Source organism: Shewanella sp. 433, from assembly GCF_059338565.1.
Window position 1 is genome coordinate 3,905,023 of the sequence record NZ_CM181703.1, and the last position, 22,145, is coordinate 3,927,167.

Consider the following 22,145-nt stretch of genomic DNA (forward strand, 5'->3'; position numbering starts at 1 on the left):
AATAAGCGTTAATAAATTAACAATAAAACATCATTAGATAGCAAAGCGCTTGACCTTTACGCTCAATAAACCTGCTCCAAACAGCAATTTTAAGTTAAATTTTCATCATTGATAAAAATTAACTTTACTTCGTCATCGAAGCGCCCTACATTCGCCGCCAAATTAAACAGTAACAAATAACCACCAACAACCATATTGGCATTCAAGTGGCTATTTATCACATTAAACTCGGAGGTTCTAATGGTAGAATGCGCTGCTAGCTGCAAATCGAACAATCCTGCAGCACCTGTCATTGGGCTGTCTTTTTTTGCTATAGCCTCGGGTTTTTTGATGAGCCTAATTCCACTGTCGCTAACGGCATTTGAATTGGATGTCGCTCTGGCCCCTTGGTTAGCCAGTGTGTTCTATCTCGGCCTGCTCATTGGCGCGACGAGTATTGAGCGCGTGGTGGCCAAAATTGGCCATCGCCTGGCTTTTATCCTGTTTCTGGGGTTATTGATCGCCAGTGTTATTACCCAGCTGTTGATCCCTAGCGCCGAGTTTTGGTTAGCGGCACGCTTTATTGCCGGTATCGCCGTCGCAGGCGTATTTGTGGTAGTCGAGTCATGGTTGCTAATGGCCAGCACGCCTAAGGCGCGAGCCAAACGCCTTGGCATCTATATGACTTCGTTATATGGCGGTAGTGCCGTGGGACAATTAGCCATAGATCCACTAGGAACCACAGGCGCAGCGCCGTACCTGTTTGTTATCGCCTTGCTGTTTTTGGCTATTTTAGCGCCCTTGTTAATTACCTCTGGGCAGCCTGAGAGCCAGCACCAGCAAAAGCTGCCCTTAAAAGAGATAAAATCCTTGAGTCGTCCGGCCATGCTGGGCTGCTTAGCATCGGGTCTATTATTGGGGCCCATTTATGGCTTAATGCCTATGTATATTGCCAACCAACCAGAGCAGGCTGAACATACAGGCGCATTGATGGCCAGCATCATTTTAGGCGGTATGCTAGTACAGCCGTTGGTGAGCTACTTGTCGACGCGGATCGGTAAGAGCCTGTTGATGGCGATGTTTTGTCTTATTGGCGCGACGGCAGTGCTCGGGATATTACAAGCAAGCAGCTTTGTGCCTTTGGTGATAAGTTACCTGGTGTTAGGCGCATGCAGCTTCGCGCTCTACCCAATTGCGATCACCTTAGCGTGCGATCTGTTACCTATGGCGAAAATCGTGTCGGCCACCGAAGTGATGTTACTGAGCTACAGTGTCGGCTCTGTGTTAGGCCCAATATTGGCGGCAAACTTGTCTGATGCGACCCATGGTGTGGTGTTTTACTTGGGTGGCTGTTTAATTACCACCTGTATTTATATGCTAATTAAAAGCATGGAAAACATTCGCACTGGTGATACCCCAATCGCGGGATAAGCCACAATTAACGGCTCGCCATCGACCCTAGATGATACCAGGAGATGGCGAGACTGTTTGCGCTTTTTCTCAGGCTTGATGGCGCGAAGATATATTGCGCCATCAGGGCCGAAAGCTTAGCACTGCAACACTCCCCCTCAACGTCAGAGGCCCTTAAATGGGTGAGCCTGGCGGCAAGCTCAGCGGCTGCTTAATTAACCTCACCTTGGCATCTAACAACCCTTGCTCAACCCCTTGTCTGAGCCATTCAAAATGCGCGGCTTCAAAATCGCTGCTGCGTTTCACCTTACGGCTTAACTGCTTAAGTGCATATTGCAAACGATCATAGAGTAAGGCCTGCACCTCGGGCGCGGTCTGTTCGTTATGATAACAGGCTAATAGCTCATCAAAGACCACCGCATTGACGCGCATCCATACACCAAGATCAGCACCCGATGGGCTATCGCTATAGGCGGTCACGCCCAGTAATCGGTCGACCAAATTAATCACTGATAGCTGTTCTTTATCGGCCAAATAGGCCTGACTGACGCGATTAAGCCGCCAAGGCGACAACAAGGCTTGGGCCACATGGCGGCTCAGCACCTCGGCCATACCAATCGGATCAATCACTACCCCGTTAGCCCCTTGGAAACTCTCGCGCGTGGCGCGGTAATTGCCCGACTTAGGCACAAGCTGCTCTATCACCTCTGATGGTACGCGCAGTGCGTCCATGCTTAGGGTCTGTAACAGACTGTCTAAGGCTTCTTGTTGCAATGCGGGGGCTAAATAATGCCAGCTTTGACCCAGCTCAGAAGACCCATAGTGATAATCTGTGCCGCCAATAAACTTCGCTGCGGCGGTAATTTGATAACGGGTTAATAGGTAGATGGGGACAAAAGCATCGCGTAGCTCACCAAAGGGCTGCCCAGCTAACAAGGCCTGATGACAAAACTGCTCAATCGCCTTGCTACGCACCGCAGCAAGACGGTTAAGCTCGGCCACGGGATCGTTACCATTGTCCCATAAGCTGGCATAGGCATTGCTGGCGTTTTGGCCGCGTGAATCTGCTTCACCAATATAACGCAGCCCTTGGCGCTCGACATCGCTCATCAGCGCCGCCAACTTACTGGCCTGATTGGACTCACTATACTGGCCATAACCATAGGCTATGGTGTACCTGTCCCAGGGCCCTATTCCCTCACCGTAGGGCTGACTAATCTCAATGTTATCGCCATTGAGGGTGATCTTTGGATGGGGATAATCCATAACCGAGGCATTGTCGTTAGTCGATGCGGCAAAGTTATGGTCAAGCCCCAAGGTGTGGCCCACTTCATGGGCCGCTAACTGACGAATCCGGGCTAATGACAGCGCCATACTGGCTTCTTCTGCGCTGGCCCTATCAGGCCAACCGGCGGTGAGTCCGCGGGCAATCAGGTGATCTTGTCGCACCCGCTGGCTTCCCAGTGTGACATGCCCTTTGATGATTTCACCGGTACGCGGATCAGTAATGGCGCTGCCGTACGACCAACCACGCGTCGCGCGGTGCACCCATTGGATCACGTTGTAGCGTATATCTTGCGGATCGGCATCTTCTGGTAACAGCTCAACCTTAAAGCCATCAATAAAGCCCGCCTCGGTAAAGGCATCTTGCCACCAACGCGCCCCATCGAGTAACGCCGAGCGAATAGGCTCTGGCACACCAGGGTCGAGATAATAGGTGATGGGTTTAACCACTTCCGATGGGGCATCACCGGGGATCTTTTTCTCTAGGCGGTGGCGTAACAGATGACGCTTGACGATATCTCTATCGACATCGGCCGCATAGTCGAGATAAGCATCTGACAAATAACCGCTCATCGGATGATAAGCTCGTGGGCGATAGTCGTTGTCTGGTAAGGCGACAAACGAGTAACGCAAACGAATAGACAGGTGGTGCGCATCGGGTGTCACCTTTGCCACTTGGCTGCCCGCTTTGGCGCCAGTAAAGGTGAGTAACACATCGACATCACTATTTTGCTCAAACGACTTCACCCCTTGGGGTAACACCAGTGATTTGCCAGTGTCCAGGCGATAATCCCCCTGCTGCGTCTCTTTAAGGGTGCTGCTAATGCCGTGCAGATCGCTTAACAGCAGCTCGCTTACCGCCACCAAAGGACGCTTACCAGGTACTACTTTGCCGCGCCACAGCACCGACTCGGCAAAGGCTTCGTTAACCGCGCGCACCTCCGCTTGATCCTCGGTCTCAGCGCGGTAATCGGTGTTGAGCTGCTTTAAAATCAAATAAGGGCCATGGCGCTCAAACTGCACCATGCGCGTAGCACCCAGTTGGCCGCGATCTAGCCCTATTTCATTGGAGCCGACACCATGGGGCAAACTGGTGATGAGTAAAAAGGGCTGCTCGAGTCGGTTAGCTTCGAGATAGAGTTCGCCAGAATCTTGCTCATAGTAGAAATTAATAAAGCCATTAGCCGCCTGACTCTGTTTGATCAGGTTGGCGCTGTTATCCGTTGCAGCCATGACATTGACCGCTGGCGCTAGAGCCAATACCACGGCCAGCGCTAATGTTGAGGGCTTCATTTTATCTCCTGTTATTGGCGTACTGGCAAAGTACGCTTCTCCATTATGGGTTTCCGCTGGGTTAACAAGCTGCCGTTAACGGCACTACTGCGGTTGATTGATCCAATGGGCTAAGGTGTCGAACAACTCATTAAGCACGATGGGCTTAGTAATATGCGCGTTCATACCTGCCGCTAAGCTTTTTTCGCGATCGCCCGACATCGCATGGGCGGTCATGGCGATAATAGGTAACTGCTGCGCCGAATAACGCTCGCGTAGCAACTTAGTGGCAGTTAACCCATCCATCACTGGCATCTGAATGTCCATCAGCACCGCATCATAACGGCGCTGCTCAACCCGTTCTATCGCCAGCTGACCATTTTCGGCCACATCCACTTCATAACCCGCACTCTTCAGCAGTTCTGTCGCCACCTGCTGGTTTATAAAGTTATCTTCAACCAGAAGGATCACCCCAGAGGCTTGATTATTGCCCAGCTTAGGCGGCTCAGGTGGCGGAGCCAATTTAGGCTGGTCGATAAAGGCACCGATGATCTCATCGAACAATGCCGATGCCTTAAACGGCTTTTGCAGCATGGCGTAAATCTTAAGTTCATCCAAATCCTCTTTTAATGGATCTGAGGCATAAGCGGTCATCATGATGATCACCGGCCGTTTAGGCAATCGGCCATCGGCGACCATGATGTCGAGTTCTCTGACCACTTCCACGCCGTCCATTTCGGGCATCATCCAATCCACGAGTAGCAGATCGACCGGATCACGCTCGAGCTTATACAAGGCCTCGGCGCCGCTAGAGGCGGTCTCGACACTAAAGTGGAAATCACGCAGGGCGCTGGAATAGATCTGTAACGCCGTAGGGTTGTCATCGACCACCAAGGTTTTTAAATTACCCAGTACCTCGGGCACCACCAAAGGCTTAACCTCTGCCTCAGCGGCGATCTCGAAGCTGATGGTAAAGCTAAAGATACTGCCGACTCCAAGCTCACTTTGCACCTGCATGGTGCCGCCCATCATAGAGACTAAATGCTTACTGATGGATAAGCCTAATCCGGTGCCGCCATATTTACGCGTGGTCGACCCATCGGCCTGTGCAAAGGCATCAAACAGGCTCTCTTGCTGCTCTTTGCTGATGCCGATACCGGTGTCGCGCACCCAAAACTTAAGGGTGATACGATGATCGCGCTCGCCCACATCTTCGCAACCCAGTTCAATTTCACCGCTTTGGGTAAATTTAACCGCATTGCTGAGCATGTTAACCAGCACCTGCCCTAGGCGCAGCGGATCGCCCTCTAAAATAAGCCCCGCCGTGACGGGGGCGTACAGCAGCAGCTCGACCCCTTTTTCTTGGGCATTGAGCGCATTGAGATCCAGTGCGTGATCCAGCACCTTATCCAGCGGGAAGGCGACTCTTTCTAGCTCAAGTTTACCAGCCTCAATCTTAGAGAAATCGAGAATATCGTTGATGATCCGCAGTAAGGATTGCGCCGAGAAACTGGCTTTATCAAGATAATCGGCCTGCTGTGGCGTTAATGAGGTGCGGCTCGCCAATTGCAACATACCGATAATGGCATTCATGGGCGTGCGGATCTCGTGGCTCATATTGGCCAAAAACTCACTCTTGTACAGGTTGGCCGATTCAGCATCTTGCTTAGCTTCCAGCAGCGCCACCTCATTACTCTTATGTCGAGTAATGTCTTTATGCGTGCCCACCATGCGCTTGGGCTGATTGTCGCTAGTGTATTCCACTACCCGACCTCGGCTTAACACCCAGTGATACATGCCGCTCTTACCGCGCATTCTAAACTCAATATCGTAGGCGCCAACCGGATTGGCTAAGTACTCATTGCGATACTCTTCGACGCGGATGCGATCGTCTGGATGGATCAGCTCGTCAATGGTCGAGACTAAAGCGGGAAACTCATTAGTTTCATAACCTAACATCGAATAGTAAGCCGGATTACAGATGATCTGCTCCGAGTCCAAATACCAATCCCACAGACCATCTTCTACCGCATCCATCGCCAGATGGTAACGCTCTTCAGATAAGCGCAGCTGCTCTGCCGATTCATATTCGCGTGTCACATCGCGCCACACGGCAATCAAGCCCAGCAGCTCACCACGGCGGTTGTAAAAGGGGATTTTAAGGGTATCGAGCAGTACCGGCTTACCCGCCAGCTCCACTTTTTCTTGATAACGTAGCGGCATACGTTCCGACAACACGCGCTCATCTTCGGCCCGAATACGAATGGACTGCTCGCTTGAGGTCATTGTCTGCGAGTCTTGGCCTATCATCTCACTTTCGGTATAGCCCAGCATCCGCTCGGCAGACTTGTTACAGCCAAGGTACTTACCTTCTTTGTCTTTAAAGACAATCGCTTCGGGGATCGAATCTAACAAGGAGCGCAGTAAAGCGTACTCGCGCTCGCGCCGCTCTGTGGTCTCTTTCAATCGCGCCGTGCGCCGTGCCACCAAGTTATCGAGACGACGATTTTGCTCGGCGAGGTGGCGAGTATATTGTTGGTTCTCTTCAAAAATACGGCTCACCAACTGGAACCAAGGCTCCCAGCCTGGGGTGATCTTCTCTGGCGGCTTGCGCGGCTCTTGCGAGCAGCCTTCGAGATGGCTTAATAAACGAGATGCAGGATTAACAAACGAGCGCCGCGTCTGCCAATGCACTATGGTCACCAGCACCGACAAGGCGATCACCACCAACAAAAACGTCAGCTCTAACTTTTCCCACGAATCTTTAAACAGCTCGTTGTGATCTTGCAGGTACAATAAGCGCCACGGCGCATTTTGCAGTGCCACCGAATGGATATAGTACCCATTGCGCATAATGCCATCATGGGCGTCAAACAGCTCAGACTCTGGCACCGAATGCAGCGCCGAAGGGATCTTTTGACTGATGTGGTACACCCGATTGATATCGTCATTATTGATATCACTGTGAGACAGGATATTGTTTTGCTGATCGAGCAAAATTACCGTACCCGGCATCTTAAAATAGAGGCGGATCTGTTTATCGAGCGACGATAAGGTCATGTCTAAGTTGATTGAGCCGATAAACTCATCTTCGAGGTACACCGGCACTCCAACGGTAGTCAATAATCCCTTACCATTGGTCTCGACATAGCCTGGGCTCCACGCCACACTGCGCTGAGGATTCATTGCTGGCGTAACAAGTTGAAACTGCTGTTTATTTAATAGTTCATCCCGAAAGCGCTGCTCATCTGAAGGCCAAGGGTAATAGGACATCATTCGGTGCTTAGAGATGTAATATACTGAGGATGCTTTGGGGGCGGCTTCGGTCGCCACCGGAAATGACAAAGAAAGTTCGAACAACATTTCCAGCTCTTGATAAAACTTATCGCTGCGCCCCTCGAGCGAACCTGCGCCAGTAATACGGCCCATATTGGTAAATGGCTTACCGCTTTTAGCGTAACTGGGTTCTAGGGTAAAAAATTGGCCACTTTCATTAAATTTTTCATATTGGGGTAGCCGCTCGGTACGTACCAACTCACCGAGCTTCAGGTGATCCACTGCAACATTTCTGAGACTCTTTACCGCCCGAATACTCGACTCTAACAGCAGGTCGATTTGCAACACATGACGCTCGACTAACTCTTCGCGCTGGGTCATCATCTGGGTCTTTTGCCGCTCAAAGAACACCCACGCCGTCAGCAACGCCATAATAATCACACCTATGTAGGTGTAAAACACAGCGCGATTATAATTTTTCTGGATCGGCGACTTCAGCTGTAAGTCGGGTTCAGTCGGTTTCATGAGTTACCTTTGATAACAAACTCATGCCATCATTGGGCGCAATGATGACACTGAAGATTGTGCCTATAATATCAGGAACCTAAGCCGTTGTAATAGCAAACTGATCTCGAGGGTCCAAAGTCTGCATAAAGGGGCGAAATGCATCGACTGGCTCGGCGCACTTGCCCCCTCATACACTATTTCAGCCTGCTGGGATTATAAATTTTCCTCAGCAAACTCGGCCAGACGCGAACGCACCACACCATTAAGGTAGACGTTGGCACTGCCATCAAAGTTTTTAAAGCGCTCCACAATATAGGTTAATCCAGAGGTCACTGCCGTTAAGTAGTTAGAATCAATTTGAGCTAAGTTACCGCTGCAAATCAACTTAGTCCCTTCGCCCATCCGAGTGATCATGGTTTTAATTTGTGATGCGGTTAGGTTTTGACACTCATCGAGTAATACCACCGAGTTTTGAATCGACCGTCCGCGCATAAAGTTAATCGATTTAAATTGGATATTGGCCTTATCCATGATGTAATTCATGCTACCGCTGGGGTTGACATCATTTTTATGCAGCACCTCGAGGGTATCGGTAATGGCTGCAAGCCACGGCGCCATTTTCTCCTCCTCGGTACCCGGTAAAAAGCCTATCGATTCGGCAATTTCAGGCGTATTACGGGTAACAATCACCTTGTCATATAAACCGCGTTCTACCACCATCTCCAGTGCTGCCGCCATCGCCAGCAGCGTCTTACCACAACCGGCGGGGCCAGTTAAGATCACCAGATCGATATCGGGATCGAGCAAGGCTTGCAGCGCCATGCCTTGGTAGATATTTTTCGGTTTGATCCCCCAAGCATCGAGGTGCAATAAGCGCTCGCGTCCCAGATCGAGGATCTCCAACTCCTTGCCATCATTACGCAGTATTCGACCACAAAAATTAGACCCCTCATCGATAAGATATTGATTAACATAGTAATTTTCATCACCTACTTCGCAAAGCGGTACACTATGAACCGTATGGCGCCCTTGGATCTCGGTGCCGACATGCTCTTTACGAGCCCAAAAATCGCCATCGAATTGATGAAAGCCTTTGGTGAGAAAGCGAATATCATCGATCAGCTGATCGGTACGATAATCTTCCACCAACATAATACCCGCGCCTTTGGCCTTAAGGCGCATATTGATATCTTTGGTGACCAGCACCACTTTTCGAGGATGGTGGAGATTTTGCAGGTGTAATGCGGTATTAATAATGCGGTTATCGTTGTGATCGCCAGGCAGCGATACTTGGGTAGATTGCAATTGATGGTCGGGGAAAATAGAGAGTGAACCAACGGCGTCTCCATGACCTTCGCGTTTAGGTAACGCAACCCCTTGTACAATCTGCTCAGGGGTGGTTTGCCCACCGAGAATATCTTCTAGCGCCCTGATAGCGACTCGAGCATCTCGGCTCACATCACGCTTTCTGTCTTTGATCTGGTCTAGCTCTTCCAGAACGGTCATGGGGACAACTACATCATGCTCTTTAAACGAATAAATGGCTAAAGGTTCATGCAGTAACACATTGGTATCCAGTACAAACAACTTCTTGTCGTCTTGTTCCATGGGCGCCTCCACTTGTGCGTTGGGGGTTAATTTAGGCTAAGCACATACTGCGATAATGAGTATCTCCTGTGATAAGTAGGCTAGATTTTACCGACCAAAAAAGCGCCGATGTCACTTCATACTGACACCAAAATCTTGAGGCATCAATCGATAATTTACCCCGCAGCGCCTATCTCATCACGCCTAAGCGTGATCGCCATTGATGACACTAAGATGACAAAGCCTGCAGCATAAAAAACGATCGCACAATTTGTAATCTCACCAGATAGCCATTAGGCTTTTAGCTGAGGCGCGACGGGGCATTTATGTTCGACATCATAGTCCCGATTGGATAACATACGCGCCCTTTCGTGATTCACCCTGTAGATGAGAATTTGTAATGCCCTTTTCCTTAGGTCAACGTTGGATTAGTGATACCGAATCAGAACTTGGTTTAGGTACTGTTGTTGGATTAGAAGACCGTATGGTCACCGTCATGTTTCCTGCCACAGATGAAAACCGGATGTTCTCACGGGCTGACGCGCCCTTAACGCGTGTAATTTATAATCCAGGCGACACGATTGAGAGTCACGAAGGGTGGAGCTTAACGGTTAGCGAACTCGAAGAGAAAAACCAGCTGATCATCTACCACGGTATCCATAGCGAAACCGGTGAACAGGTGAGCCTGCGAGAAACCCTGCTCAATCACAATATTCGCTTTAATAAGCCGCAAGATAGACTCTTTGCTGGCCAAATCGATCGCCTTGACCGTTTTGGCGTGCGCTACCAAAGCCAACTGTTACGCCATAAGCTGGCCACCTCAGATCTGCTTGGCCTACAAGGCCCACGTGTAGGATTGATCCCGCACCAGCAATGGATAGCCCATGAAGTGGGGCAACGTTTTGCGCCGCGTGTCTTACTGGCCGATGAAGTGGGCTTAGGTAAAACCATCGAAGCTGGCCTTATCATCCACCAGCAACTACTCACCGGTCGCGCCGAGCGCATCTTAGTGATCGTGCCCGATACCTTGCGCCATCAATGGTTGGTCGAGATGCTGCGCCGCTTTAATTTGCGCTTCTCAGTGTTTGATGAAGACAGATGTGTCGAAGCATACGCCGATAACGACAACCCTTTTTACACCGAACAGCTGGTGATCTGCTCTTTAGAGCTGCTGCGTAAAAAGAAACGCTTAGAACAAGCCTTAGACGCCGATTGGGACTTAATGGTGGTCGATGAAGCCCATCATTTAGAATGGACCGAAGAGGCGCCAAGCCGCGCTTATCGCGTTGTCGAAGCCCTCAGTGAAGTGGTGCCAGGTGTATTACTGCTGACCGCGACTCCAGATCAACTCGGTCATCAGAGTCACTTTGCCCGTTTACGCCTGCTCGATCCCGATCGTTTTTACGATTATCAAGCCTTCCTTAACGAAGAAGCCAGCTACAAAGAGGTTGCGACCGCAGCCGACCAACTGAGCAAAGGGGTGAAACTCTCCGATGATGCAGTGGCGAGCTTAACCGAGCTGTTAAGCGAAAAAGATATCACCCCAGCCCTGCGCCTTATCGAAGATGAAAGCCTCGATGCCGACCAACGCCAAGCGGCACGTGAAGAGTTATTGCAAGAGCTGCTCGACCGTCACGGCACCGGCCGAGTGCTATACCGCAACAGCCGCGCCTCGGTCAAAGGCTTCCCGACACGTATTTTCCATGCTCACCCACAGAGCATGCCAGAGCAATATGTGACCGCGGCAAGAGTGTCAGCCATGATGGGTGGCCAAAGCGATCTTAACAACAAGGTCAAACAAGCCCTTAGCCCTGAAAAAATGTATCAGGCCTTCGAGAGTGATAGCGCCAGTTGGTGGAAATTTGATCCGCGCGTCGATTGGTTAATCGATTTCCTTAAAAGTCATCGCAGTAAAAAAGTGCTGATCATCGCCAGCCAAGCCGAAACCGCCCTTAGCCTTGAAGAGGCGCTGCGCACCCGTGAAGGTATTCAGGCGACCGTATTCCATGAAGGCATGTCGATTATTGAACGCGATAAAGCCGGCGCCTACTTTGCTCAAGAAACTGGCGGAGCCCAGGCCTTGATCTGCTCCGAAATAGGCTCAGAAGGACGTAACTTCCAGTTTGCTAGCCATCTGGTGTTGTTTGATCTGCCGCTTAACCCCGATCTACTCGAGCAGCGTATTGGCCGTCTCGACCGTATTGGGCAGGCTAACGATGTCGAAATCCATCTGCCTTACCTTGAGCGCACCGCTCAAGAGAGCCTGATGCATTGGTACCACAAAGGGTTAAACGCATTCGAACAAACCTGTCCTATTGGCCATATTCTGTTTAATGAGTTTTCACAAGAGCTGCTTACCCAGCTGGTTTATCAAGATGAAGACCAATTTACTCAGCTACTTAACCATACGCAAACGCGTTATAAGGAGCTGAAAAAAGCCATGGAACAGGGCCGTGACAAACTGCTAGAGATCAACTCTCATGGCGGTGAAAAAGCCAAGAAATTGGTTGAAAGTTTAGCGGCGCGTGACCAAGATACTCAACTGATCGGCTCAGTTATTCGCCTATGGGACATCATAGGTGTTGAGCAGGAAGACAGCGGCGACAACGCCATTGTGCTGCGCCCCAGTGAGCACATGATGTTCCCCACCTACCCAGGCCTACCAGAAGATGGCATCACGGTAACTTTCGATCGCGAGATGGCGCTGTCACGCGATGATATTGCGCTGATAACCCAAGAGCATCCGTTAGTGCAGACCGGGCTGGATTTGATCACCTCTTCAGAAACGGGCACCACCAGCGTGGCTATCTTGAAAAACAAGGCGCTACCTGCGGGGACTATTTTCTTAGAGCTTATCTATATGGCAGATGCATCGGCGCCAAAATCGAGCCAGTTGTATCGCTATATGCCGCCAACGCCAGTGCGTATTTTGCTGGATAAAAATGGCAACAATCTGTCTGATAATGTCAGCTATGAAAGCTTCGACAAACAACTGAGTGCGGTGAATCGTCACATTGCCAGTAAACTGGTCAATGCCTCGCAAACCATATTGCACCCCTTGTTTGCTAAGGGTGAAACCTACGCCGAGGCCGAACTTAAACTGCTGGCCGATAGCGCCAGAGCCAAAATGACCAGTCAGCTAACTGCCGAACTTGAGCGCCTCGAATCGCTCAAGGCCGTTAACCCTAACATCCGTGATGAGGAGCTTGAGCACCTTAAATCACAGATGAGTGAGCTTAATGGCTATTTAGATGGTTGTTTATTGCAACTCGATGCCGTGCGCTTGGTGTTGGTGAGCCACGCTTAACCCAGATAGGGTAAGCTGACACGATAACAAAACGCTGGTTTGACATGCTCATCCAGCGTTTTTTTATGCTGTATCCTAGGGCCTGTTGATCTTTCAAGGTTATTTTTGCAGCCAATTGTTGGGTATTTATACAAGGCAGAAGCTTTGTGGTGTAGTTATTCTACATAAAAAGCTGACAACGCAGTAGAAATGACCAACAAACGCTGCCCGAAGGGTTCAGCAAAGATCAACAGGCCCTAGGCTTGCTACCCAACAAGCATGGCGATGTTTGAACACATTTCAGCACAAGACACAGTTTTAATTTACACCGTAAAAATGCGATGATGCTCGCCGGCAAATGATTCAGGCTAAGGTGTCTATGAGATCGGTTATTAAATGTGGCCTATTACTATGGGTTGGCTCTTTTTTGTTCGTCAGCGTATCCAGCCAAGGCGCGCAACCTAGCTATGACTATTTGCCCGCGAATGAAGTCACACAGCTTGATTTGGGCGAGCAAACCAGCCAGGCATTGGTGCGCAGCTGGCGTGGCGATCATCAATATGGTGCGGCGATTTTATTAGCCGATTTGGGGCAGCATGCCGATCCGAGCGGCGTGACCGCCTATCTGCGACGCCACCTTAATGACAAAGGCTGGGCCACCATCAGTTTGAGCGCGCCACAAGCTGCGCCAGCGATTAACCACAAGACGGATGCAGAGGAGATCCATAAGGCTGGAGAGCAGCAGCTGGCACTCAAGGCCACGCAGCCCCTGCCCCATCTAAGCCCTGATGAATGGCAAAGTCTCAGACAAAAGCAGAATAATCAGTTAATTCAAACAATGGATCGGCTCGATGCCTTAGGGGAGCCCTATCCAGGTAAACGCATGTTAATCGCTACCGAGCAGGGCGCAGGCTTAGTGATCCAACTGCTATATGCTGGCACATTGCCCAAGCCAGATCTGTTGGTGGTGATCAATCCCTACCTTACACCAGCACAAGACAATGCCCAGTTAGCAGAGCAACTGGCACAGCTGACCATTCCGGTATTAGATATTTTGTCGCCAGACGCTACGCCCAACGCCATCGCCACCGCAGCTGAGCGACGGGCGCTGTCGCCGCAAAACCAGCCGCTACGTTATCAACAGCAGCCACTGGCACTCAACTTAGACCAAGCCAACGCGTGGCAAAATACCTTAGTGCTGATCGATGGCTTTGCACGGCGCATCGCAAAAGCCTATCCGTAACGATACGCTAGCGCTGAGTTACTTTTTATCTTTACTGAGCATTAACGCCAATGCCACCAATACCACTATGATGCCCATATAGAGCAGCTCCAGCATGGAGGTGGGTTTCATTTCGCTAAAGTAAGAAAACACCTTGATGATCAACATCATCAAAATGACTTTACCCAGCTTGCTCTTCAATGAATCGATACTGCTGATCACTAAGATTTTTCCGCCAGCGACACTGTCTTCAGCAGCCTGCAAGTTACTGATAAACAACTCATAAAGCCCAAAGGCAAAAATCAGTAATACAGAGCCAAGCAAGAAGGTGTCCAAAATCTCAACCACCACCATCACCAAGTCATTACGGATATCTAAACTCCCAGTGATGACATAGGCATACAGTAATTCGAGCATATGCAGCATATCTTTAATGCCCATGATAAACACCGCAAACGCGGCGACCACACAGGCAAAAACGCCGACGATCACCGTCAGGCGGCTATTCCAGAGAAAACGTTCAAATAGCAGTCTCATCTATCATTCCTAAAACACAATAAAATTAGCTGTATAGTAACCGCCTTCCACGCAGACGTCTGCAGTAAGCACAAGAGGCGTGACATAGCATCACTGGCTCATGTTATGTCGCACTGCAAGTGTGATACTAGCAAGTGCTACCACCAAGGCTGCCGATGGCGATAAGGACGCTCAGGATCTTTCGTCTGCCTAATCGCCGCGATCAACCGATTCTTCCCCAGCAGCAAGGCTATCTGACTAAAGGTTTCACGCCGTAACAAACTGCGTTCACTGGCGCGCCAATTAGTATTAATACTGCACTTAATGGCTGCGTTGGCATCTGGCGAGGTATCGCATAACTTGGCCGCCAAGGCCTGAGCCTGTGCCATGGGCTGCTCACACACGTGAGTCAGTAGGCCGTACTCATGGGCTTGCTTGGCCTCTATCACATCGGCCGTCATGGTCAGTAGCATGGCGACATCTTTTGATACTAACTCTCGAAGACCGACCAAGCCGGCCATATCGGGCACTAAGCCCCATTTGGCTTCCATGATAGATAAACGACACTCAGGACTGGCAATACGCATATCGGCTCCCAGGGCGATTTGTAGTCCACCGCCATAGCAGATCCCCTCTAACACGCAGATCACCGGCACAGGTAACCGACGCCAACCTATGGACACTTGCTGGGCTAAATTGGCGTTGCCAGGCAGCCACTTAAACAGCAGCTTGAGCGCTTGCTTGGGTGCTTTCATCACGCTGGCCACATCGAGACCCGAGCTAAAGTTGCCGCCACTGCCCGTTAAAATAACGCAGCGCACACTGGGATCTTTGGCGATTTGTTGCTGCACGTACCTGATGGAGGTAAACATGGCATAATTAAGCGCATTGTATTTTTCTGGGCGGTGTAATTCGACAATCGCGATGCCTGAGTCGAGGGTCAAATTGACATATGGGTGCTGCATTCCTTTACTCCTAAAAACCTACTGGTCTGTCCACACCAGAATGCTAACACAGTTGATACATTTATCTAGAACAGATAACAAAATGCGTTTTCCTTGATGAGCGCCAAAAAAATGACGCTTTGATTTCTTTTTTAAATCAAAATGATCGATAATGATTACCCAGTAGTGTTTGCGACCTTTATCGTGACGAATTGTCGCTAAAAACAAGGTGTGAACCCTGAAACGCATTGATGACCGCTTGAGTCTTCTTTAATTATCGCGCCAAATATAGCGCTCCTAGGGTTTCTAGGATGAACCAATAAAAACTGCCCCAACTCCCTGCAATTAGTGCATTTGGCAACCCAGCTCACTAATTTAGTGTAATCTTCAATAGAAGGGCAGATTAGGATGTTATAACTAGCATGTCGATACCAGTACTTATATGCGATGACTCAGCACTCGCAAGAAAGCAGATGGCACGAACACTCCCAAAAGAATGGGATGTGGAGATCCACTTTGCCGCCAACGGCGCCGAGGGCATAGAAGCCATTAGAGCCGGTAAAGGTGAAGTGGTATTTCTTGACCTTAACATGCCGGTAATGGACGGTTACGAGGTGCTGGAGGTCATTCAAAAGGAAGATCTTCCCGCTTTGGTTGTCGTGGTGTCTGGTGACATTCAGATTAAGGCCCATGAGCGAGTCAAAGCTTTAGGCGCGCTGGATTTTATTCAAAAACCGGTAAGCGCCGAGGCCATCAGCCATATTTTGCAAGAGTATGGCATTTTAACCATAGCCAAAAGTGATGCAGCTAATAACAGCCCAATGATCGAAGTCGATCTTAGGGACGCTTGCCAAGAAGTCGCTAACGTCGCCATGGGACGCGCAGCCGATCTATTGGCTAAATTACTCGATGTGTTTGTGTTATTGCCGATCCCCAATGTTAACGTGCTTGAGGTCAGTGAGCTGACCATGACGCTCAAGGCGACCGAAGAAAACGGCACCATCTCTGCCCTATGCCAAGGATTTATTGGTGCTGGTATTGCCGGCGAAGCCCTCTTACTGTTTCACGACTCTTCGTTCCAAGACATGGCCAAATTGATGGGGCTCGCCAACCCCGAAGATGCCAATACTGAGATTGAAGTAATGATCGATACCGGTAACGTGCTTATCGGTGCGTTTCTTAACGGGATTTCCGAACAGCTACACATGAAATTTAGCCAAAGCCATCCAGTAGTGCTTGGCAGACATTGCACAGTGAACGATCTTATCCATGATAACGCCGAAAAATGGGCCAGAACCCTAGCCATGGAGATCAATTACCGTATCGAAGGCCACAATATTCAATGCGATCTGCTGCTGCTATTCACTGAAGAATCGTTACCGACGCTTAATTATAAGCTAGGTTACTTGCTAGATTAGTTGGATAACACCATGACCTATGACAAAAGCGCAATGAACGAACTGCATTGGCTCATCGATATGGTACAAACCATCGAGGTGGGGTTAGTGGTATTAGATCGAAACTACGATATCCAACTGTGGAACGGCTTCATGGAGAACCACAGCGGTATCTCGCCCAATTCGATAAAAGGCGCCAACCTGTTCGACCAATTTGAATACCTACCCGCCACTTGGTTAAAGCAGAAGATGGAGTCGGTATTTCTATTGAAAAACCGCGCCTTTATCAGCTGGGAACAGCGGCCTTATGTATTTAAATTTAGTAATTATCGGCCGATCACCGGCCGCGCCGATTTCATGTACCAAAATGTCACCTTACTGCCACTCTCTTCACTCACAGGGCAGATAACCCACATCAGCATGATCATCTATGATGTAACCGATGTCGCCATTAACCGCCTTCAGCTCAAAGCCGCCAATGAACGCCTAGAGCATCTCAGCCAAACCGACGGCTTAACTCAGCTACATAATCGCCGTCATTGGCAACAGTGCATGCAGCATGAGTTTGACCGCCATTCACGCTATGGTTCGCCCACCACCTTAGTGATGTTCGATATTGATCACTTTAAGCGCATCAACGACACCTACGGCCATATTGCCGGAGACAAGGTGATCCAACACGTGTCGCACATACTAAGGCAATCACTGCGAGAAACCGACTGTGCAGGCCGATATGGCGGTGAAGAGTTCTCGGTGATCTTATCAAACACCAGCGCCGAAGATGCCCTTAAATTTGCCGAACGCTATCGTGAAAAAATCGCCGCTTCACAGATGCGTTACGAAAATGCCAAAATCAGTGTCACTGTTAGTATTGGCATTTGCGAAATACAGCCCGAGTTTGATAACAGTGCGCAGTGGCTAGCCAGTGTCGACAGCGCCTTATACCTAGCAAAGCAAGCTGGGCGTAACCGCAGCGAAATCTACTCTCCTCAGGCCGAAGCGAACTAAGCCATAAGTGACCACAGACTAGTGACTAAAAAGCCCCAATCTCCGTTAACAGACTGGGGCTTTTTATCACAAGACGCGCCGTGACTAATGACTAATTAATGAAAGCGCGCATCATCTTCTTCATCTTCTTCAATTTCGTCACCAATAAAGTAGGTGCCCCAGCCGTCATAATCAACTTTTTGCTTGGCCGCTAACAAGATCAGCTCTTCACAGGCTTTATCGAGCAATCCCACTTCAAGCTTATGGTAGGCAATGGCGTCGAAGCAGAAGATAACCGAGCCATCATCGAGTTCCATCTCTTCAGCATCGTTAACTTCATAACCCATTTTAAAGGCTTCAACGGCGGCCTTTTCTAGGCGATCAAAATTGGTCGCTGAGAAATGGTGCTCAATCGTGTACTCAGCATCGGGCTCAGAACCATCGGCAAGAATCGCCTCAACGATCTCTTGATTCTCTTGTTTCTGTTCCTGTAACTGACGTTCTGTAGACATGGATCACTCCGAAATAAACAATAATTAGGCTGAGTTAAACGGCTTTTTTAGCCATAAGAGCCGCAGCTTCTTGGTTTAACTGGGTTAACTTTTCCGCCATCATGGCATGAATACGACTTGAAAGCTCTTTTACTTGCGCCTTAGCAAGCCCTTTAGTCTCAATCGGATCCATCATCTCAATAATCACCACGCCATTATTCCAGCGGTTAAGTTTGATGTGTTCTTGATTGGACGCCAGCACTGGCACCATAGCGACACCGGCTTCAATGGCGGTATGAAACGCACCGGATTTAAAAGGTAACAACCCTTTACCGCGTGAGCGTGTGCCTTCGGGGAAAATCCACACAGATAGGCACTTCTCTTTAATTTTCTGCGCCGTTTGTGCCATAGTTTCAAAGGCACGATTACGGTTTTTACGATCGATTAAAATATTGCCCGACAACCAATAGATCTGCCCAAAAAAGGGGATCCACGCTAGGCTCTTTTTACCCAAACTCACCGTCCCCTTCGGCACTGCTGCCGTGTGGGTAAACATATCAAAGTTGTTTTGATGATTGGCTAAATAGATACAAGGCTCTGATATTGGCGCTTTTGATTTACGCAACACCACTTTGACACCCAATATGGGCGCCGCCCAAGAAAAAATGGTAGCGAACAGGTGTACATTATCTCGATGACGCGGACGCAATAAGCAGTACAAGCCACCAAATACAAACGCCAGCAATAACATAATAGCCAAGATCAATGATCTGAAGATTAACAGCACAACATACTCCTGTGATTTCAGTGGCGGCATTATACCAGTAAGCAAAAATGACTTACACCTGTAGCCTGAAGATTTAATCCCCCATTCATCTTGATGGCTTTTGTTGGCCAATACTTAATCTATCAGACTGAATTTAATAGTAAAAAAAACAGGCTGTTCTCATCAAAGCAGCCTATTAGGTTAATGCAGTATTTTGAAGGTATCTGTTTTATGAATTAGCAGATACTTTTTTAATCGAACTAGATGCAGACAACAGTGGATGCAGCAGACGAAACAGTACCGCACTCGACGCTAATGTCGCCACGATGGTCGCACCGCTGGGCAGATCTAAGCTCGCCGATAATATCAACCCTGCCCCGTAACCCACTAAGCCAACCAAATAAGCCCAAGCCCACCTTGCCTTACCGCAATATTTGTTCACTGCTAAGGCGGGTAAAATAAGCGAACTAAACACCAAATAAACCCCCACCAGCTCTACAGACAGAGTGATCACTAAGGCAAACAGCAAATAAAATCCTGCCCCCTCGAGCCAGCAGGGTTTAATGGCAATCGTCCCCAGCACCAATAACGACACGATTGCAGGCAAGAGTAACTGCGACCAGTTGACCCACAATATTTGTCCCGACATTAATTGCTTGAGCATTTCACTACCGTGAGGATCGCTAGCCAGCAATAACATGGCAGCCACCGCCGATAACACATAAAAGCAGCCAATAATGGCTTCCAGTTCATCGGCCATACGCTTAGCTAACCAAGCAATGAACCCCGCCCCCATTAAGGCAAAGAGCGCTGGCATCCACACATTAGAATAGGGCAGGTGTTCAATCTCATGGTGAGTATGAGCAATGATCGCCCCCAGCGCAGCCACTTGAGCTATGGCCAAATCAATAAAAATAATGCCGCGTTTTAGCACTTGGCTGCCCAGCACTACGTGGGTCGACAGCACTAATATGCCTGCGGCAAAGGCAGGTAATAAGATGGATAACAGATCTAAATCAAACATGGTGTGTACCTCACTATGTAACCCCAATAGCGCCTGTGCATGCACAGGCACTAGGGTTGGCTTATTGTTGGCTGTGGCTCAACAACAAGGTGATGACACTTTGATAGAGCGAAAACAGATCGTCGCTGTCCTCATTGCCACCAACCGACATAGGTAACACCTGCACTGGTAATGCCGTGCGTTCCCCAAGCCATTGCGCGCCGCGCAGGTCTTGATAAGACGCCACTATAATGGCCATCACATCACCCTGCTGCGCACGATGTTGCAGCTCGGCTAAGTGCGTCGTCGTTGGCGCGAGGCCAGGCTTAGGTTCCAGATCGCCCACCTGTTCGATACCTAACCAATTAAACAGGTAACGAAAACTACTGTGGTAGGCAATCACTTTTTGACCAATGAGTGGTGCAGCCAACGCTTGCCACTTCACCGTAGCCGCCTGCCAACGGGTGCTAAAGTCTGCCAATGCCGCATCGTACTGCGTCTTCGAATCTGGCTCTAGCTGCACCAGTTTGAGGTGCAACGCCTCGGCCACCTTAAGCAGACGTTCTGGGTCAAAATGCAGGTGTGGATTGCCCTGAACATGCACATCTCCCATGCTGCGATCGACATTTTCAAGCCTATCTAGGGTCTCGACCTGCTCGGCGGCAAAAAATAAACCTTCTTCAGTTGAGCGCACCTTGGCATTAGCCGATTTCATCTGCAACATAGGCAACCAACCCACTTCAAGATCGGCACCGGCGCACACCACCAGATCGGCCTGACGCATCTTAGCAATCAGGCTAGGTCTGGCTTGCACTTGATGTGGGTCTTGCATGGCTGTGGTCGCAGAGTAGATATTAGCCTCTGGCGCCAGCTCGTTAACTAATGCCGCGTATTCGGGTTCACAAGCAAACACATTCAGCGCCGCTTGTGCTGCACTGGTCAGCGTCAACGTCATTGCCAGACAACTGGCTTGAATCACTTTAGAATTGATGCGCACTGTGAGCCCCCAATGTCATAACATATTGTAGCGTTAACAGATTATCATCTTCGATACCGTCAAAGTTGGTGCCATTTTGATGGGTATATTGCAATCGCACCGTGGAGAAATGGCTTGGGTGCCACGCCAAGCTGACTTCGGTTTCCTTAAGCGCTTGTTCATGGAAATACTCGTCATGTAGCTCCTTCGTATCCACCCGGCCATAGCGCAGGCCCGCAGACCAATTGGGGCTAAATTGATACACAGAGCTGACATACCAACCCGTTTGATCATCGGGGCGATGCTCTTCGCTATGCGCATCTATGATAGTGTGTGCCGCTAACGGCGCAAAATCGCTCACCTGAAAGTACTCACCACTCAGGGTGAGGTGCTGGTATTTGTAGTTTCCTTTAGGTGCCCATTTATAGACAAAGTCAGCAATGTAGGTATTTTCACCTGTGAACATTGCCCCATGACTATGTTCATGGCCATCGTCGATAATAATTTCACTCTCGTGCGCTTCATGGGCAGTCAGGCGACCATTTTCATTACGTAAATAACTCAAGCCCAGTAGCCAAGAACTGCTAATTCCGATATCACCGCCCAACTTAGTGTAGGCGGTATAAACGCCAACATTATCGAATTCACGTTCGCCATGTTCATCTTCGGCGCGTAGGCTGTCCCCCTTAAAGGCTTCGACCCCCATGCTCCAATACAGATCCGTGGGGGCAACGTAATCGAGTCGTAGCCCGTCATCGAAATAGTGACTGCCTAAAAATGCCCGATAAACCGCCGGACGCTCGGCAAAGGCATCGCTATGAACATGCTGATTATTTAAATAACCGATATCCGATAAGAAGCGGCCGGCGCGCACAGAAAAACCTGCTGGCATGGATAAAGTTTGAATAAATGCCTCTTCCAGACCGACCTCTGTCTCACTACCGTGAGTTTCCAGCACCGCGGTTAACTTGCCATAAAAAAGTGCATCGATATTGGCACTTAATGCCAATTCGGTATGGCCAAGACCAAAGCCCTCTTCTCGCTCAGCCATTGGCCGTTCGGCACTTTGATAGTAGCCATCCAGTACGGCACTTATCGCAGGGTTAGAAAGGGTGGCGTCTTGCGCGCTTACCAGCGTAGATACACAGGCACAGGCCGCTGCCAGCGCAGTAATACAGGGATTAAAGCTTGTCATAACATCTCCAAAAAAACAGGCATAGTTCTCTGCCGTCAATCGACAGA

Annotated in this window: 16 protein-coding genes; 5 read left to right on the forward strand and 11 right to left on the reverse strand. The window is 49.5% G+C overall.

Annotated features, from left to right (window positions below; all coding sequences use genetic code 11):
• Positions 1–89: 89 nt before the first annotated feature.
• Entirely contained in the window at positions 90–293 is a 204-nt protein-coding gene (locus tag AC5YB1_RS17275; protein WP_475517073.1) for a hypothetical protein, read from the reverse strand.
• On the opposite strand from AC5YB1_RS17275, the gene AC5YB1_RS17280 reads away from it, so the two are divergent.
• Positions 241–1,410 (forward strand): MFS transporter, encoded by a 1,170-nt coding sequence (locus AC5YB1_RS17280; RefSeq protein WP_494520161.1) that lies wholly within the window; start codon positions 241–243, stop codon positions 1,408–1,410. The genes AC5YB1_RS17275 and AC5YB1_RS17280 overlap by 53 nt on opposite strands.
• Positions 1,411–1,563: 153 nt before the next feature.
• Here the strand turns inward: AC5YB1_RS17280 and AC5YB1_RS17285 are convergent, their stop codons facing one another.
• From AC5YB1_RS17285 to AC5YB1_RS17295, 3 genes are all read right to left on the reverse strand, one after another.
• Positions 1,564–3,966 carry a zinc-dependent metalloprotease gene (locus AC5YB1_RS17285; RefSeq protein ID WP_494520162.1) on the reverse strand — a complete coding sequence of 801 codons (2,403 nt, stop codon included), beginning with the start codon at positions 3,964–3,966 and terminating at the stop codon, positions 1,564–1,566.
• Between the two features lie 84 nt (positions 3,967–4,050).
• Positions 4,051–7,746, reverse strand: coding sequence for a response regulator (locus AC5YB1_RS17290; RefSeq protein ID WP_494520163.1), 3,696 nt, complete (start codon positions 7,744–7,746; stop codon positions 4,051–4,053).
• Between the two features lie 195 nt (positions 7,747–7,941).
• Positions 7,942–9,336: a PhoH family protein gene (locus AC5YB1_RS17295; protein ID WP_494520164.1), complete on the reverse strand. Its 1,395-nt coding sequence runs from the start codon at positions 9,334–9,336 to the stop codon at positions 7,942–7,944.
• Positions 9,337–9,715: 379 nt separating this feature from the next.
• On the opposite strand from AC5YB1_RS17295, the gene rapA reads away from it, so the two are divergent.
• Both rapA and AC5YB1_RS17305 read left to right on the forward strand, forming a co-directional pair.
• The gene (rapA, locus tag AC5YB1_RS17300) at positions 9,716–12,622 is read left to right on the forward strand and encodes an RNA polymerase-associated protein RapA (protein WP_494520165.1); all 2,907 of its coding nucleotides are present in this window, start codon (positions 9,716–9,718) and stop codon (positions 12,620–12,622) included.
• Positions 12,623–12,980: 358 nt separating this feature from the next.
• Positions 12,981–13,844, forward strand: a complete 864-nt coding sequence (locus tag AC5YB1_RS17305) for a DUF3530 family protein (protein ID WP_494520166.1) — start codon at positions 12,981–12,983, stop codon at positions 13,842–13,844.
• Positions 13,845–13,862: 18 nt separating this feature from the next.
• On the opposite strand, the gene AC5YB1_RS17310 is transcribed toward AC5YB1_RS17305, so the two are convergent.
• Positions 13,863–14,360, reverse strand: coding sequence for a YqhA family protein (locus tag AC5YB1_RS17310; protein WP_494520167.1), 498 nt, complete (start codon positions 14,358–14,360; stop codon positions 13,863–13,865).
• 137 nt (positions 14,361–14,497) lie between these two features.
• Positions 14,498–15,304, reverse strand: a complete 807-nt coding sequence (locus tag AC5YB1_RS17315; protein ID WP_494520168.1) for a crotonase/enoyl-CoA hydratase family protein — start codon at positions 15,302–15,304, stop codon at positions 14,498–14,500.
• A gap of 401 nt (positions 15,305–15,705) precedes the next feature.
• Here AC5YB1_RS17315 and AC5YB1_RS17320 point away from each other — a divergent pair, with 401 nt between their 5' ends.
• Both AC5YB1_RS17320 and AC5YB1_RS17325 read left to right on the forward strand, forming a co-directional pair.
• A complete protein-coding gene (locus tag AC5YB1_RS17320; protein WP_494520169.1) occupies positions 15,706–16,701 on the forward strand; it encodes a response regulator in 996 nt (331 codons plus the stop codon).
• 12 nt (positions 16,702–16,713) lie between these two features.
• Positions 16,714–17,688 carry a GGDEF domain-containing protein gene (locus AC5YB1_RS17325; RefSeq protein WP_494520170.1) on the forward strand — a complete coding sequence of 325 codons (975 nt, stop codon included), beginning with the start codon at positions 16,714–16,716 and terminating at the stop codon, positions 17,686–17,688.
• Between the two features lie 95 nt (positions 17,689–17,783).
• Here the strand turns inward: AC5YB1_RS17325 and rraB are convergent, their stop codons facing one another.
• The 5 genes from rraB to AC5YB1_RS17350 form a co-directional block, all read right to left on the reverse strand.
• Entirely contained in the window at positions 17,784–18,179 is a 396-nt protein-coding gene (rraB, locus tag AC5YB1_RS17330; protein ID WP_494520171.1) for a ribonuclease E inhibitor RraB, read from the reverse strand.
• 34 nt (positions 18,180–18,213) lie between these two features.
• A complete protein-coding gene (locus AC5YB1_RS17335) occupies positions 18,214–18,945 on the reverse strand; it encodes a 1-acylglycerol-3-phosphate O-acyltransferase (protein ID WP_494520172.1) in 732 nt (243 codons plus the stop codon).
• 208 nt (positions 18,946–19,153) lie between these two features.
• Positions 19,154–19,948 carry a metal ABC transporter permease gene (locus AC5YB1_RS17340; RefSeq protein WP_494520173.1) on the reverse strand — a complete coding sequence of 265 codons (795 nt, stop codon included), beginning with the start codon at positions 19,946–19,948 and terminating at the stop codon, positions 19,154–19,156.
• Positions 19,949–20,009: 61 nt separating this feature from the next.
• A complete protein-coding gene (locus AC5YB1_RS17345; protein ID WP_494520174.1) occupies positions 20,010–20,924 on the reverse strand; it encodes a metal ABC transporter solute-binding protein, Zn/Mn family in 915 nt (304 codons plus the stop codon).
• The gene (locus AC5YB1_RS17350) at positions 20,908–22,098 is read right to left on the reverse strand and encodes a hypothetical protein (protein ID WP_494520175.1); all 1,191 of its coding nucleotides are present in this window, start codon (positions 22,096–22,098) and stop codon (positions 20,908–20,910) included. Before AC5YB1_RS17350 ends, AC5YB1_RS17345 begins: the two co-directional genes overlap by 17 nt.
• Between the last annotated feature and the right edge of the window lie 47 nt (positions 22,099–22,145).

Coding starts and splice junctions, on each gene's coding strand:
- AC5YB1_RS17280 (WP_494520161.1), top strand. CDS start 241: ATGGTAGAATGCGCTGCTAGCTGCAAATCGAACAATCCTGCAGCACCT.
- AC5YB1_RS17275 (WP_475517073.1), bottom strand. CDS start 293: ATGACAGGTGCTGCAGGATTGTTCGATTTGCAGCTAGCAGCGCATTCT.
- AC5YB1_RS17285 (WP_494520162.1), bottom strand. CDS start 3,966: ATGAAGCCCTCAACATTAGCGCTGGCCGTGGTATTGGCTCTAGCGCCA.
- AC5YB1_RS17290 (WP_494520163.1), bottom strand. CDS start 7,746: ATGAAACCGACTGAACCCGACTTACAGCTGAAGTCGCCGATCCAGAAA.
- AC5YB1_RS17295 (WP_494520164.1), bottom strand. CDS start 9,336: ATGGAACAAGACGACAAGAAGTTGTTTGTACTGGATACCAATGTGTTA.
- rapA (WP_494520165.1), top strand. CDS start 9,716: ATGCCCTTTTCCTTAGGTCAACGTTGGATTAGTGATACCGAATCAGAA.
- AC5YB1_RS17305 (WP_494520166.1), top strand. CDS start 12,981: ATGAGATCGGTTATTAAATGTGGCCTATTACTATGGGTTGGCTCTTTT.
- AC5YB1_RS17310 (WP_494520167.1), bottom strand. CDS start 14,360: ATGAGACTGCTATTTGAACGTTTTCTCTGGAATAGCCGCCTGACGGTG.
- AC5YB1_RS17315 (WP_494520168.1), bottom strand. CDS start 15,304: ATGCAGCACCCATATGTCAATTTGACCCTCGACTCAGGCATCGCGATT.
- AC5YB1_RS17320 (WP_494520169.1), top strand. CDS start 15,706: ATGTCGATACCAGTACTTATATGCGATGACTCAGCACTCGCAAGAAAG.
- AC5YB1_RS17325 (WP_494520170.1), top strand. CDS start 16,714: ATGACCTATGACAAAAGCGCAATGAACGAACTGCATTGGCTCATCGAT.
- rraB (WP_494520171.1), bottom strand. CDS start 18,179: ATGTCTACAGAACGTCAGTTACAGGAACAGAAACAAGAGAATCAAGAG.
- AC5YB1_RS17340 (WP_494520173.1), bottom strand. CDS start 19,948: ATGTTTGATTTAGATCTGTTATCCATCTTATTACCTGCCTTTGCCGCA.
- AC5YB1_RS17350 (WP_494520175.1), bottom strand. CDS start 22,098: ATGACAAGCTTTAATCCCTGTATTACTGCGCTGGCAGCGGCCTGTGCC.